Source organism: Rhodococcus sp. MS13, from assembly GCF_013277835.1.
In the GTDB taxonomy this organism is placed as follows: Bacteria; Actinomycetota; Actinomycetes; order Mycobacteriales; family Mycobacteriaceae; genus Rhodococcus_F; species Rhodococcus_F erythropolis.
Map to the genome: position 1 here is coordinate 126301 of NZ_VBTL01000007.1, position 13563 is coordinate 139863.

General features: G+C 62.7%; 12 protein-coding genes. 8 read left to right on the top strand and 4 right to left on the bottom strand.

Annotated features, from left to right (window positions below; translation table 11 throughout):
* Nucleotides 1-77 precede the first annotated feature (77 nt).
* On the bottom strand, nt 78-1133 hold the full coding sequence (locus FEZ59_RS14835; RefSeq protein ID WP_172932837.1) for a serine/threonine protein phosphatase: 1056 nt from the start codon (nt 1131-1133) through the stop codon (nt 78-80).
* On the bottom strand, nt 1130-1633 hold the full coding sequence (locus FEZ59_RS30025) for a hypothetical protein (RefSeq protein WP_223257837.1): 504 nt from the start codon (nt 1631-1633) through the stop codon (nt 1130-1132). The genes FEZ59_RS14835 and FEZ59_RS30025 overlap by 4 nt, the downstream gene beginning before the upstream one ends.
* Nucleotides 1634-1791: 158 nt before the next feature.
* On the opposite strand from FEZ59_RS30025, the gene FEZ59_RS14845 reads away from it, so the two are divergent.
* From FEZ59_RS14845 to FEZ59_RS14855, 3 genes are read left to right on the top strand one after another with little or no spacing between them, the layout of a single operon-like run.
* Nucleotides 1792-2412, top strand: a complete 621-nt coding sequence (locus FEZ59_RS14845; RefSeq protein WP_020969546.1) for a TetR/AcrR family transcriptional regulator — start codon at nt 1792-1794, stop codon at nt 2410-2412.
* Complete coding sequence (gene kstD, locus FEZ59_RS14850) at nt 2412-4175, top strand: 3-oxosteroid 1-dehydrogenase (RefSeq protein ID WP_020969547.1); 1764 nt, start codon at nt 2412-2414, stop codon at nt 4173-4175. Before FEZ59_RS14845 ends, kstD begins: the two co-directional genes overlap by 1 nt.
* A gap of 15 nt (nt 4176-4190) precedes the next feature.
* The gene (locus FEZ59_RS14855) at nt 4191-5861 is read left to right on the top strand and encodes an ATP-binding cassette domain-containing protein (RefSeq protein WP_172932838.1); all 1671 of its coding nucleotides are present in this window, start codon (nt 4191-4193) and stop codon (nt 5859-5861) included.
* A 17-nt stretch (nt 5862-5878) separates the two neighbouring features.
* Here the strand turns inward: FEZ59_RS14855 and FEZ59_RS14860 are convergent, their stop codons facing one another.
* Nucleotides 5879-6526: a hypothetical protein gene (locus tag FEZ59_RS14860; protein ID WP_084325905.1), complete on the bottom strand. Its 648-nt coding sequence runs from the start codon at nt 6524-6526 to the stop codon at nt 5879-5881.
* Between the two features lie 440 nt (nt 6527-6966).
* On the opposite strand from FEZ59_RS14860, the gene FEZ59_RS14865 reads away from it, so the two are divergent.
* A complete protein-coding gene (locus tag FEZ59_RS14865; RefSeq protein WP_019748325.1) occupies nt 6967-7521 on the top strand; it encodes a transglycosylase family protein in 555 nt (184 codons plus the stop codon).
* Between the two features lie 12 nt (nt 7522-7533).
* Here the strand turns inward: FEZ59_RS14865 and FEZ59_RS14870 are convergent, their stop codons facing one another.
* Nucleotides 7534-8265, bottom strand: coding sequence for a TetR/AcrR family transcriptional regulator (locus tag FEZ59_RS14870; protein ID WP_041814987.1), 732 nt, complete (start codon nt 8263-8265; stop codon nt 7534-7536).
* A gap of 197 nt (nt 8266-8462) precedes the next feature.
* Here FEZ59_RS14870 and FEZ59_RS14875 point away from each other — a divergent pair, with 197 nt between their 5' ends.
* Genes FEZ59_RS14875 through FEZ59_RS14890 form a run of 4 tightly spaced genes read left to right on the top strand, consistent with a single transcriptional unit; the run spans nt 8463 to nt 13487 of the window.
* Nucleotides 8463-10022 carry an amino acid permease gene (locus FEZ59_RS14875; RefSeq protein WP_020907661.1) on the top strand — a complete coding sequence of 520 codons (1560 nt, stop codon included), beginning with the start codon at nt 8463-8465 and terminating at the stop codon, nt 10020-10022.
* A 2-nt stretch (nt 10023-10024) separates the two neighbouring features.
* Complete coding sequence (locus FEZ59_RS14880) at nt 10025-10858, top strand: urea amidolyase associated protein UAAP1 (protein ID WP_047888372.1); 834 nt, start codon at nt 10025-10027, stop codon at nt 10856-10858.
* Complete coding sequence (locus FEZ59_RS14885; RefSeq protein WP_021332947.1) at nt 10855-11508, top strand: urea amidolyase associated protein UAAP2; 654 nt, start codon at nt 10855-10857, stop codon at nt 11506-11508. The genes FEZ59_RS14880 and FEZ59_RS14885 overlap by 4 nt, the downstream gene beginning before the upstream one ends.
* The gene (locus tag FEZ59_RS14890; RefSeq protein WP_172932839.1) at nt 11505-13487 is read left to right on the top strand and encodes a 5-oxoprolinase/urea amidolyase family protein; all 1983 of its coding nucleotides are present in this window, start codon (nt 11505-11507) and stop codon (nt 13485-13487) included. Before FEZ59_RS14885 ends, FEZ59_RS14890 begins: the two co-directional genes overlap by 4 nt.
* Nucleotides 13488-13563 lie beyond the last annotated feature (76 nt).

Below are 13563 nucleotides of genomic sequence, written 5' to 3' on the forward strand. Positions count from 1 at the left end.
GAGAACTGTGCCCTACGGCGCTGACCAGCACATCGGTCCGGAGGATGACATGGACCCTGAGATGTGGAGACGGCAGTTCAGGGAAAACCCTGTCCTCGACCGGAAGTCGGAACTGCCGCGGCATGAGGGTAGGGCGCGTCGAAGTCGCCGTCGAACAATCGCCAGTAGAAGTCATTCATTCTCGCAGCGGCGGGCGCGTGCCGGGTCAAGATCGCGGCCTCCTCCGGTGCCACATCACCTGGGACATGACCTGTGGCGCATCGTCGTACGTACTGGTTGCGGGCGACTGGTCCGCCGTGTTTCGGTCTCGGCACTCCGCAGACCTCGGTGACCAGCCAGTTGACCAGAAGCATGGCGGCGTAGTCGGCGTCATGGGTGGCATGGCGCCGGACGAAGTCATGTTCGGTAGTCGACAGGTCGAAGTGTGGGGATGTGGCTAGTCCGAAGTCGGTGAGATAGATCCGCTCCATATCTGTGCGCATGTTGCCGAAATGTCCGTCCATGTGCAGCAACTGTCGATCGCGTAAGAACGCCACGATCTCCGAAAACTGTCGCTCGACTTCGGCAGCTTTGGCGGCCGGGTTGTCATGCAGCCAATCCGAGATCGGGTGTGCGACGTACTCGCAGAACAGTACGAGGCTGCACGGCGCAGTGGCGAGTGCTTCGAGGCGGACCCGCGCTTCACTACTGGCGCAGGCGGTGGGAACGGAAGCGATGTCGGCGTGTTCGGGTGCAACCGGCGATCGACCGGGCAGCACCCGCCAGTGGTAAAGCATTGGGAACGACTGTGTTTCGCCGGCCAGAACGGCCTCGGTGACCAAGACGTTCGCGGCCAGCTCTCGCCAGGCGTTGAAGCTCGGGCCCCCAATGCCGTACTGGCAGAACGTCGGCAAGTCGAAATGGTTGGAAGTAGAGCCCACGTCGGCGAGTTCCTGTTCGGTCAGTGGGATGCGTTTGGTGAATACCGGAACGCTGTCGAACCCGTTTTCGCAGACACCGACGAGTCCTGCGGCGCCGCCCACGCCTACGCTCGAGACTCGAGCGGTGTCGACCAGTCGGGCCAGTTCGACATCGTTCTGGGAAGACAGGAATGCTGATAGTTTCCGGTGGCGGTCAATCCTGACGTCCGTCATTCCGCGACTGTGCCACAGGCTCGTCCGGCTTCGATTTCGCGGAGCCGTCTGTCGAAGTCACCGATTCTGGCGGTGTCCTCGTAGTAGTCCTCCTGCTCGACGATTCTTCCCCACTTGGTTCGAACGAGAAGCACTGTTCGATTTTGATAGATGACGGCGCCGTCCGGGCCTAGGGCTCGGTCGTCGAATCGGACGAGCAGTGTCATGCGCCAGAGCGGACCACCGAAATACGCTTCGGTGACCGCGCCTTGAAGCCCCGCGTCGACAAATTCCTGGAGAAACGTCTCGATTTGGTCCCGTCCGGCATGCACTCCTGCCCACCGATGATCACCCTCGGCGAATCTGAGCACCGCGTGGTGGTGATAGGAATTCAACAGCGGCCGGTAGTTGCCGGAATTGAGTGCACGGACGTCGCGTCGGAACTTGAAGATGAGTGCTTTGCGCAGAAGTGATCGCGAGACGATCGCCGTTCCGAAGCCCGCCGCGAACCATCGTTTCATCTTCGAAGCTTGTCGTGGCATCGAATGCCCTGTCAACGAAATGCCGGGGTCTGCTGATATCTGACAGAGAATTGGATATTGACAGTGACTGTCACAATAGGTGAGACTCGCATTATCGAGAATGGCCGGATCTCGGCCGAGGCGGGAGGACGTTGCTGATGTCACTACGGGAGAGACAACGGTTGCAGGTGCGAGCAGACATTCAACGTGCGGCATTCGATCTGTTCGCGCGTGACGGTTTCGAGGATGTGACCACCGAGCAGATTGCGGCAGCAGCGGGGGTGTCGGCGAGTACGTACTTCCGGCACGTTCGTAACAAGGAGGATCTGCTGTTGGACCCGGTCAGGCAGGGCGGTGCCGGGATCGTGACACTGCTCGAGGATCGCCCGGCATCTGAGTCGGCTGATCTTGCGATCTCGCGGGCAATCCTCGAGCGTTCCAATGCTTTCGAGTCCGCGGAGATCGATCAGTGGCGAGCAGCGTTCCGCACCGCGCCGCACCTGATGGATCGAGTCGCGCTGATCGCGCCCGAGCATCGTGATCGGTTGGTGGAGTTGGTGGCACAACGAATGCAACTCGATCCTGAAAATGACAGCCGACCAGGACTACTCGTTCACTTGATGTTGGCGGCGGCGGAGTTCGGCTATCGGCAATGGATACGTAACCCCCAGAAGCGTGGGGCATCACTTCCCGTGTGCGTCGAGGGGGCACTCGACGCGGTTCAGGGATCCCGGTGGCGCACGCAGGATGACGATGACATGAAAGGTCGTGATCAGTGATGAACGAGAACTCTCGAAACTCCGAGCGCTCGGTAGTGGATGTGCCAGTGGTGGATGTGATCGTTGTGGGATCGGGGGCTGCCGGCATGTCGGCAGCCATCACTGCAGCCCGCAACGGACTCTCGACAATTCTCGTGGAGAAGTCGGAGTACTGGGGCGGTTCGTCGTCCCGGTCCGGGGGCGGAGTGTGGATTCCGGGAAACTCGATACTTCGCCGCGAGGCGCCGGCGGATGATATCGACTCTGCGCGAACATATCTGAAGAGCATTGTCGGAGAGGATGCAGACACCGACCGTATCGACACGTATATCGATCGAGGCCCGGAAGCCCTCGATTTCCTGATTCGGCACTCTGCACTCGAGCTCGAATGGGTGAAGGGTTACTCCGACTACTTTCCCGAGGCACCTGGCGGACTTGCAAGCGGCCGCTCGTGCGAGCCGCGCCCGTTCGACGCGCGAGCTCTGGGCGACGATCTCGCGACCCTTCATCCGCCGTACATGAAGGTGCCGCTCAACATGGTTGTCCAACAATCTGATTACCGTTGGCTGAGCACGGGGGTTCGGCATTGGCGGGGGCCGGTGCGAATGCTTCGGGTGGGAATGAGATCCCTGGTCGCAAAAGCTCGGAAGAAGAAGCTGATCGGGCTCGGGCCGGCGCTCATGGCGGAACTGATGCTCGGAGTTCGGGACGCCGGAGTGACGGTCGAGCTCGGAACGAGGCTTGTGGATTTGGTTACCGACAATGATCGTGTCGTGGGTGCGCGACTCGAGTCCGGGGGAGTGCGGAGAACCATGCACGCTCGATGCGGTGTCATCCTCGCATGCGGCGGGTTCGACAACAACGACGACATGCGAGGCGAGTACCAGCGCCGGCCGAGTAGTGCGCAGTGGACTCTCGGGGCACCGACCAATACCGGGGATGGTATCCGTGCCGCTCTGCGCGTCGACGCGGCAATTTCGTACATGGACGACGCGTGGTGGGCCCCGTCGATTCCGCTGCCCAAAGGCCCGTGGTTCGCCTTGGCGGAACGCTCGTTGCCTCGAAGCCTGATGGTCAACGCCAGCGGTCAGCGCTTCATGAACGAGTCGCTTCCCTACGTCGAAGCCGCGCACGCCATGTTCGGCGGAAAGTACGGCCGAGGTGAAGGACCCGCTGAAAACATCCCCGCTTGGCTGATCTTCGATCAGACGTACCGTGACCGTTACCTGTTCGCGGGAGTGCCGGCGCGCAGGCCGATACCTCGGTCGTGGATCGAATCGGGTGCGATCGTGCGAGCTGGATCGATTGCCGAACTCGCTGCCGAGATCGGAGTGCCGGGCGATGCGCTGTCCGCGACCATCACACGATTCAACAGTCACGCGCGCGACGGAGTCGATCGCGACTTCGGCCGTGGGACAAGCAGATACGACCACTACTACGGCGACTGCACCAACAAGCCCAACCCCAGCCTCGGAGAACTCACGAAGGGTCCGTTCTATGCCGCGAAGATGGTGCCCGGAGACCTGGGGACCAAGGGCGGCATCAACACGGACGCTCGCGCGCGAGCGTTGCGCGCCGACGGTTCGGTCATCGACGGGCTCTACGCAGCAGGTAATACCAGCTCGCCGGTCATGGGTCATACCTATGCCGGTCCAGGTGCAACTATCGGTCCCGCAATGGTTTTCGGATATCTGGCCGCGCTCGATGCGGTCGGACGATCCCATGACGGTCGTGAACTCGACAGCGAAGGCAGGAATAATGGTTTGGCAGATCGCCGTGGGTAGGGTTCCCTTGAGAGCGTGACCCACCTCAACATCGCCGACGTCGACTACTTCCTTCCTGATGGTCGACAACTGCTCAGCGGTGTCAGCTTTCGGGTCGGAAACGGTGCAAAAACTGCACTGATCGGGCCCAACGGGACTGGTAAGACGACATTGCTTCGCATTGTCGCCGGAGACGCCGTCGCCGACGAGGGCGCTGTCACTCGATCCGGAACACTGGGCGTGATGCGGCAATTCGTCGGCCAGGTTCGCGACGAGTCCACCGTGCGCGATCTTTTGTTGTCCGTCTCTCCGGCGCGGATCCGGGATGCAGCACTGGCGCTCGATACGGCAGAAAACGCGATGATCGAGCGCGACGAGGAATCAACTCAAATGAAGTATTCGCATGCGCTGGCCGATTGGGCCGATGTGGGCGGCTACGAGACCGAAGACTTCTGGGACAAGGTCACTACCGCGGCTCTCGGTGTTCCTTATGACCGTGCGAAGTGGCGCGCGGCCAACTCGCTCAGCGGTGGCGAGCAGAAACGGTTGGTTCTCGAAGCACTGTTCGCTGGGCCCGACGACGCACTCCTGCTGGACGAGCCGGACAACTACCTCGATGTTCCGGGCAAGCGATGGCTGGAAAAGACGATCTCGGAATCGTCGAAAGTGGTTTTGTTCGTCAGCCACGACCGCGAACTGATCGCCAACGCGGCCACCCACATCGTGACGCTCGAGCCCGGAATCAGCGGCGCAACGTCGTGGACCCACGGCGCTGGGCTGGCCAGCTACCACCAGGCCCGCGAGGATCGCAACGCTCGATTCGAAGAACTGCGTCGACGCTGGGACGAGGAGCACGCGAAACTGCGTGCTCTGGTTCTGCGATTGCGTGAAAAGGCCAAGTTCAACGACGGCGTCGCTGCGCGGTATCACGCCTCGCAAACCAGGTTGGCGAAGTTCGAGGAGGCAGGGCCACCCGAAGCGATTCCACTTCAGCAGAAGGTGACAGTTCGGCTGGCGGGCGGGCGAACCGCCAAGCGCGCGTTGGTATGTCAGGATCTCGAGCTGACCGGATTGATGAAGCCTTTCGACACCGAGATCTGGTACGGAGATCGGGTTGCCGTGCTGGGCTCCAATGGATCCGGGAAGTCACATTTCCTTCGTCTCTTGGCGGGTGGTGGGACCGAGCATCTGCCCGTCGAGGCGCTCGACATCGCGCCGGTCGAGCACGGGGGTACTGCGACGCTGGGTGCCCGGGTACGTCCCGGATTGTTTGCGCAGACCCATTCCAGGCCTGATCTGACCGGGAACACGCTGCTCGAGATCCTGCACATGGGCGACGAACACCGAAACGGAATGGGGCGTGAAGCGGCGAGCCGCGCGCTCGACCGTTACGGATTGTCCCAAGCAGCCGAACAGAAGTACGACGACCTGTCCGGCGGACAGCAGGCGCGCCTGCAGATTCTGCTCGTCGAGCTTTCCGGCGCCACGATGTTGCTGCTCGACGAGCCGACCGACAACCTCGACCTTCATTCGGCTGACGCGCTCGAACAGGGCATCGCACAGTTTGCCGGCACCGTCATCTCGGTAACCCACGATCGTTGGTTCGCGCGCGGGTTCGACAGGTTCCTCGTCTTCGGATCGGACGGGAACGTGTACGAGAGCGAGTCTCCGGTGTGGGACGAGGCCAGGGTCGAACGAGCGCGCTGAGATCGAGCAGCCGCTTGCTACCTGGGGAGTGGCGGCAACTCGTTGATCATCGCGCGCAGGAGGCCCGGATCGCTGCGATCCGATCGAGGTGGGGGACAGCGCGAAAGATCGAGCAGTGTCGGGAAGCCCCACAGAACGCGACCTGGATCCACCCTGTCCACCGCCGAGTACCAGTGGGTGAGCGGCTCGGCGAGCGCCGCGTGAAGCTCGAAATGCCGTCGTCGGCGGCTGGGGTCTCTTTCGCGCTGCAGTCGAAGTTGCTTCGGTGACGGTATCGAGATGACGGTCAGATCCGCGAGACCCAGTTCGAGGCGCGCAAAAGCCGTCTCGACTGCCTCGAGCTCGTACTCGAATCGCTCCCGAGGTGCTGCGCCCACCGCGGCGAGACACCAGCTGTAGTGCAGTTTCAGCGGGTCGCTGTCGCAGAGCGCGATCCCGGTTCTCGATTCGAGTTCTTCCGCTTGCGACCATCGCTTCGAATTGACCGTTGCCCAGTAACTTGCCTGGACGTCGAGATCCGTGCCGTCCGGCTCGCGCCCCGTGGGCTGATACTCGGCGACGAATCCTTCCGATGCCGTTTGTCCACCGAGTTGGGTTCGGCACCAGGTGGTCTTGCCGGCGGCGCTGGGTCCTTCTACTGCGACGATCACCAGTTCATTCTCCATAATGATTGGGGCGGTTGGTTTTTGCTCGTTGCCAGGACTCTCTTAACATTTGAATAGGGCTGTTTTGCGTTCCGACACGGCCTGTTTCGGTGCGGTGGGTCACAAAATCGCAGTGACGGTTGCCACATAACGGACGGATAACGATCGGTATGGTTGAAGCTCGAATCAACTAGTTGACCTGTGGTTATTACTTGAATCTCGACTGAATCTGGTACGGCAGTGCCGGAAAACTGCCCCGTGACCAATCCGTGACCATCGCCTACGGTCGTTGACAGCCCGAAACTACCGGGCAAACACCGACCCGCAACTGCGTGCTTCTGCCCCGCGGGTCCGGTACTCCCGAAACCTTCGCGGGGCAGGAGTGAAACAGACGAGTCGATCGACGAGACGTGAAAGCGTCCGGGCCGACCTCGTCCGCGGTAGCGGAGAGGATTTACCCAATGACCAGCATCACCTTCAAGCGCGCCCTCGGCGCAGTTGCAACCGCAGGCGCAGTCGTCGCAATCCCGCTCGCCATGAGCACCGGCACCGCTTCGGCAGCCGGCCACGACTGGTCCGGAGTCGCAAACTGCGAGTCCTCCGGTAACTGGGCCGCCAACACCGGAAACGGCTTCTACGGCGGACTGCAGTTCACGCAGAGCACCTGGAACGCGTTCGGTGGATCGGGCAACGCTGCCAACGCCAGCCAGTCTGAGCAGATCCGTGTCGCCGAGAACGTTCTCGCAGGCCAGGGCGTCGGCGCATGGCCCGTCTGCGGTCAGTACCTGACCACCGGCACCACCGCAGGCAACTACGAGGCCGCAGCAGCCCCCGTCACCGCTGAGGCTTCCGTCGAGTCGGCTCCGGCAGCAAGCACCGGAAGCGGCAACTACGTGGTCAAGGCAGGCGACACCCTGTCGAAGATCGCTGCTGCACACGGCATCTCGCTCGAGAACCTCGCCAGCCAGGTCCCGAACATCAACCTGATCTTCCCGGGACAGTCCCTCTCGGTCTAGTCTCGTGGCCGTTTAGGTCCTCATTGCGTCGAAATTGTCCGGAGCTGATGCAGCCCCGGACAATTTCGGCGTTTCTGCGTTCGCAATGAGCTCTGCCGCTTCCGTGTGGATGGGATCAAGATCCTGGCGCCACCCCAGAATGTGCAGTGCCGACCCGGCGATGACGGCGGCGTTGGGGATCGGGGTGCCTTCGAGTGCGTCGGCTCGCGCGCTGATCACGCTTTCCACCAGGCGAAACGGAAGCTCGGCCAGGTGAGTTGATGCTGGATCGTCAATCGCGTCGAGCACTGCCTGGGCGAGGGCCCGGTATTGCTCGCGAAGCCGATCGCGATCGGCTCGGAACGACATGAACCTGTCGCTTCTCAGTTCCGGCAAGAGATAGAGGACGCCGAGGTTCCACCGTCCGGTGATCAGTTGGGCCGCGTCGATGTACGAAAGCGCGTACAGCTTCACCTCGGGTGAGGTGCCGCGTGGCCTGAGATTCTCCGCGAAGTCGAGCGCCGGAGTCACGGTGTCGGCGAGCAGTGCAACCAGGATGTCGTCCTTGGTGGCGAAATGGTTGTACAGCGACGCCTGACGCATTCCGACTGCTTCGGCGATGTGGCGTGTCGACGTCGCGGCGAAGCCTCGGGTGGTGAACAGTTCAGCGGCTGCATCCAAGATCTCCGCCCGGGCAGTCCCACCCGGGCGTCGGCGAGCGGTCAGGCGGGGTCGTCCGGGGCCGGCGTTGGTCACGCCTTCCATAGTGGCAGGCTCTGGCCTTACATGCGGGGTGGCCGTCGCTGTGAGCATTCGGTCACGTGCTCGAAACGTACTCAACGAGCCTGTTACAGAATCAGGCGAATCGTATACGCGGGCGTCACCTGCGGCGAGTGGATTTCGCGAAAACTATCAATCGACAGTTATTCGCCTCTGAATCGCTTCGCCGAAGGAGTACGCCGTTGAGTGCAACCACCCCGGCTGCGCAGCCCACCACCGCATCCGCACTCGCCTCTTCGCCTCACGACGACGGTGACCTCGCGGAGTTCGGCTACGAGCAGCAGCTGCATCGATCGCTGGGAAAGTTCGCGTCGTTCGCCGCGGGCTTCTCCTTCGTTTCCATCCTGACCACGATCTTCCAATTGTTCGGCCTCGGTTTCGGTTTCGCGGGTCCGGCGTTCTTCTGGACCTGGCCCGTCGTCTTCATCGGTCAGTTCATGGTTGCTCTCAACTTCGCGGAACTTGCTGCCAGATATCCGATTTCGGGCGCCATCTACCAGTGGTCGCGGCGGATGGGTGGTGAAATCGTCGGCTGGTTCGCCGGTTGGTTCATGATTCTCGCTCAGATCGTCACCGCGTCCGCCGCCGCGATCGCCTTGCAGGTCGTGCTCCCCAATGTGTGGAGCGGGTTCCAGATCATCGGCGAGGACAGTGCACTCACCTCCTCGAGCGGTGCTGCCAATGCCGTACTGCTCGGTTCGGTACTTCTGGTTCTGACCACCTTCATCAACTGCATCGGCGTCAACTGGATGTCGCGTATCAACAACATCGGCGTGACCTGCGAAATCGTCGGTGTCATCGCGGTGATCGGGATGTTCTTCACCCACGCTCAGCGCGGACCGGACGTCGTCCTCGACACCGGCAGTGCCGGCGGTCAGCCCGGATACGCCTGGGCGTGGATCATGTCCGGACTTATGGCTGCCTACGTCATGGTCGGCTTCGGTTCGGCAGGCGAACTGGCCGAGGAGACCCGCAACCCCCGACGGGTCGCACCTCGTACGATCCGCCTTGCACTCTCCGCTTCCGCGCTCGGCGGCGGCTTGATGATCCTCGGCGCGTTGATGGCAGCGCCCTCACTGACCGACGGACGCCTGGCCACGGAAGGTTTGCCGTACGTACTGACCTCCATTCTGAGTTCGCCGTGGGGCACGGTCTTGTTGATCGACGTCTCGATCGCAGTGTTCGTGTGCACCTTGGCCATTCAGACTGCTGCTTCACGGCTGATGTTCTCCATGGCCCGCGACGGGCGGCTTCCTGCCTCGCAGGTACTGGCAAAGGTCAACCCCCGCACCGGAACACCTATCGCGCCGTCCGTCCTCATCGGTCTGGTCTGCATTGCCGTCCTGGCCGTCAACGTAGGCAACTCGGCAATTTTCGCAACCCTGTCCAGCGTATGCATCATCTTGATCTACTTGGCCTACCTCATGGTGACGGTGCCGCTGCTGGTTCAGCGTCTCAAGGGATGGCCTCGCACGGCAGTCGGCCCCAAGTTCGACGCCGAAGGCAAAAAGCTTTTCTCCCTGGGCATCTGGGGAGTTCCGGTCAACATCGCCGCGGTTGTGTACGGCGCGCTGATGGTGATCAACCTGTCCTGGCCACGAGCCGAGATCTTCAACCCCACCGGGGAGTACCCCATTCTGCAGTGGGCCGCGCCCATCACGGTAGCGCTGGTCGTGGGGCTGGGAGTCGCTTGCTTCCCACGTGGCCGCGCCACCCCGAATCCCGTCACGATCGGAGCCTGACCATGAGTACTCAGACCACCGCCGGAGCGCGCGAGCATGCCCGGTCCCAGGCCGGAACAATCACAGACTCCATGCCGGTGTTGCCGGCCACCCGCTGGCCGAACCCGCCCGACGACGTCGCTCCCGAACGTCTGACCTGGGCTGAAACAGTGCCGGGTGGGCGATACACGACCAAGGTTCTCGCCCGTGGAACCCGATTGCGACTTCGCGACATCGTCGGCAGCGCCTGTGCAAACATCTTGCTCTACCGCGCCGACGCCCCCTGGGAGCGTCTCAACGTCGCCGATACCGTCAAGGTGCCATGGCAGGCCTATCTCGGTGTCGGGCACCCGTTGCTCTCCGATCAGGGGCGAGTACTCGCGACGGTGGTCGCCGACACGTCGGGTCACCACGACGCGTTCTGCGGAACGACGTCACGCGCTACCAACGAGGCGAAGTACGGGCAGGGTTCGCTGCACAGTGCCTCACCCGCCGGTCGTGAACTGTTCACCGTCGCTGCCGCGAAGAACGGACTCGGGCCGCAGGACATTGCGCCGCCGTTGTCCTTCTTCCATGGTGTCCGCGTCGAGGCGGACGGCGCTCTCACCAGTACGGGTTCCGCCGGCGCCGGCGCGACGGTCGACCTTCTGATCCACCTGCCGGTCATCGTGATGATCGCCAACACCGCGCACCCACTCGATCCGGCGCTGGAGTTTCCCACCACGTCCCTCGAAGTGCTCGCGTGGAACGCGGCCGACGAACTCGGCAGCCTTGACGATCTCGGGCCGGAATACCAACGCGCAGTGCTCAATACCGAAGACGCCTGGACGGCTTCGAACCTGGAGGAGATCGCATGACCACCACCTTGGATGTCCCCGCCCTCGTTCCCGGAACGGTGATCCTCGACGAGATTGCTGACGCGTTCGGGCCGTGGTCCGCAGTTGTCCGCGCCGGCGACGTCCTGACAATCGTCGATCTGCACGGAAATCAAGCCGTCGACACACTCGTCTTTGCCGGTGACGATCACAGCGTTCGGTACTCGGCAGCAGCGACGGTCACAGCGCAGCAGAATCTGTTTCTGACCACAGGATCCGTGCTCCGAAGTGACGACGGAACTCCACTCATGACCCTGGTCGCGGACGAGGTCGGAAACCACGACACCGTCGGCGGAGCGTGCTCACAGGAATCGAACACCCTGCGATACGGCCACCACACCAAGCATCAGCACGCGTGCGTAGAGAACTTCCTCGTAGAGGGCGCAAAATGGGGGCTCGGCAAGCGGGACCTGGTGTCCAACATCAACTTCTTCATGAACGTCCCGGTCGACCCCGACGGCACACTCGGAATCGTCGACGGATTGTCTGCGCCAGGCAAGCGGCTCGCGTTGCGTGCCGAACGCGACGCGCTCGTCCTCGTGTCCAACTGCCCGCAGATCAACAACCCGTGCAACGGCTTCGATCCGACGGCCGTCCGCATGATCGTCACACGGCCGGAGGCAGACGAATGAACGCAAAACTGACCATCGTGCGTCCCGGAATGTTGACGACGGTTCAGGACTATCCAGGGCGCGTCGGGTACTGGCAGATCGGTGTCCCACCGTCGGGCCCGATGGACGACCTGTCGTTTCGGTTGGGAAACACCGCACTCGGAAATCCCGAAGGCGCACCCGGCATCGAATGCGCGATGGCCGGACCTGCGATGACGTTCGACGAGGACACCACGGTGTGCGTCACGGGCGCTCCGGTGTCTGTGACCGTCGACGGCATCGCCCACGGTCAGTGGCGTCCTGTTTTCGTCCCCGCTGGAGCGGTGCTCGACGTCGGGACGCTCAGCGGCCCAGGACTGCGCATCTACGTACTCGTACAGGGCGGAATCGAGACCGACGACTATCTCGGCAGTGCGTCGACCTTCACCCTGGGCAGGTTCGGTGGACACGAAGGTAGGACTTTGCGGGCGGGGGACGTTCTCAAACTCGGACAGGCGACCGGGGCAGCGGGAGGTGTTCCCGCCGAGCATGTTCCGGCGATACACACGTGCTGGGAACTTGCGGTGACCGAGGGCCCGCACGGGGCGCCGGAGTTCTTCACCCGCTCCGACATCGACACGCTGTACGCGACCGAGTACGAGGTCCACTTCAACTCCGACCGCACCGGAGTCCGGTTGATCGGTCCGAAACCTGACTGGGCCAGAACCACCGGCGGCGAAGCGGGACTTCACCCTTCGAACATCCACGACAACGCGTATTCGATCGGTGCACTCGACTTCACCGGCGACACGCCCATCCTCCTCGGACCCGACGGACCGAGCCTCGGCGGCTTCGTCTGCCCGATCACGGTGGTGTCTGCTGATCGATGGAAGCTTGGACAGTTGGCTCCCGGGAACAAGATTCGCTTCGTGCCGGTCCGCGCCGACCGGGTAGCCTCCCGCCGTGACCTCGGAGTATCGCGTCGAGCGTCCAATTCGGTTGTGCATTCCTCCGGTGGTGACGGAGACGACGGCGTCATAGCCCGCCGTGACGGCGACACCGCGGTCACGTACCGGCGCTCAGGCGATGACAACGTGTTGGTCGAATACGGCGACATGAATCTCGACCTGGCGCTACGTGCGCGTGCACATGCACTGCATCAGCGACTCGAAGCCGAGAAGCCGGCCGGACTACTCGATCTCACCCCGGGAATCCGTAGCCTGCAGGTCCGCGTCGACCCGGACGTGCTGCCCGTCGGCAAACTGATGGGAATGCTCGCCGAGGCGGAGGACACCTTGCCTGCTGCCAACGAACTTGTTGTGCCCAGTCGCACTGTGCGGATGCCACTGTCGTGGGACGACCCGGCTACGCGCGAAGCGATCCAGCGGTACATGCACGGAGTGCGCGCAGACGCGCCGTGGTGCCCGTGGAACATCGAGTTCATCCGCCGGATGAACGGTCTCGAATCCGTGAACGACGTGTTCGACACCGTTTTCGGCGCAGAATACATGGTGCTCGGGCTCGGCGACGTCTACCTCGGAGCTCCGGTCGCGACGCCGCTCGACCCACGTCATCGCCTTGTCACGACCAAGTACAACCCCGCCCGCACCTGGACCCCCGAAAACGCCGTCGGGATCGGTGGGGCTTACCTCTGCATCTACGGCATGGAAGGCCCGGGCGGGTACCAGTTCGTCGGGCGTACGACGCAGGTGTGGAATCACCGTCACCCCGCGAAGTCGGGCCCGTTCGAGGAGGGCACTCCCTGGTTGCTGCGATTTTTCGACCGGATCTCCTGGTACCCCGTCGAGCCGGAAGAGCTGATGGATCTGCGCGCGGACACTGCGGCCGGCCGCGGCGGGGGAGTCGAGATCGAGGACGGCAGCTTCTCGCTGGCTGAGCATCAGGAGTTCCTCGCGTCGAACTCGCGCTCGATCGAGGAGTTCCGCGCGATGCAGTCCGTCGCATTCGGAGCCGAGCGTCAGCGCTGGTCCGACGCAGGAGAGTTCGCGCTGCCCGGTTGATGGTCGAGTGAGCACCCTTTTCTTCGAGTGAGCACCGCTTCCAGAGTGTCGGAAGCGGTGCTCACTCAGCAGTAAC

What these genes read in the sequence shown, in the direction of transcription:
- FEZ59_RS14835 (WP_172932837.1), bottom strand. Translation starts at nt 1,133, where the DNA reads ATGACGGACGTCAGGATTGACCGCCACCGGAAACTATCAGCATTCCTG.
- FEZ59_RS30025 (WP_223257837.1), bottom strand. Translation starts at nt 1,633, where the DNA reads ATGAAACGATGGTTCGCGGCGGGCTTCGGAACGGCGATCGTCTCGCGA.
- FEZ59_RS14845 (WP_020969546.1), top strand. Translation starts at nt 1,792, where the DNA reads ATGTCACTACGGGAGAGACAACGGTTGCAGGTGCGAGCAGACATTCAA.
- kstD (WP_020969547.1), top strand. Translation starts at nt 2,412, where the DNA reads ATGAACGAGAACTCTCGAAACTCCGAGCGCTCGGTAGTGGATGTGCCA.
- FEZ59_RS14860 (WP_084325905.1), bottom strand. Translation starts at nt 6,526, where the DNA reads ATGGAGAATGAACTGGTGATCGTCGCAGTAGAAGGACCCAGCGCCGCC.
- FEZ59_RS14865 (WP_019748325.1), top strand. Translation starts at nt 6,967, where the DNA reads ATGACCAGCATCACCTTCAAGCGCGCCCTCGGCGCAGTTGCAACCGCA.
- FEZ59_RS14870 (WP_041814987.1), bottom strand. Translation starts at nt 8,265, where the DNA reads ATGGAAGGCGTGACCAACGCCGGCCCCGGACGACCCCGCCTGACCGCT.
- FEZ59_RS14880 (WP_047888372.1), top strand. Translation starts at nt 10,025, where the DNA reads ATGAGTACTCAGACCACCGCCGGAGCGCGCGAGCATGCCCGGTCCCAG.
- FEZ59_RS14885 (WP_021332947.1), top strand. Translation starts at nt 10,855, where the DNA reads ATGACCACCACCTTGGATGTCCCCGCCCTCGTTCCCGGAACGGTGATC.
- FEZ59_RS14890 (WP_172932839.1), top strand. Translation starts at nt 11,505, where the DNA reads ATGAACGCAAAACTGACCATCGTGCGTCCCGGAATGTTGACGACGGTT.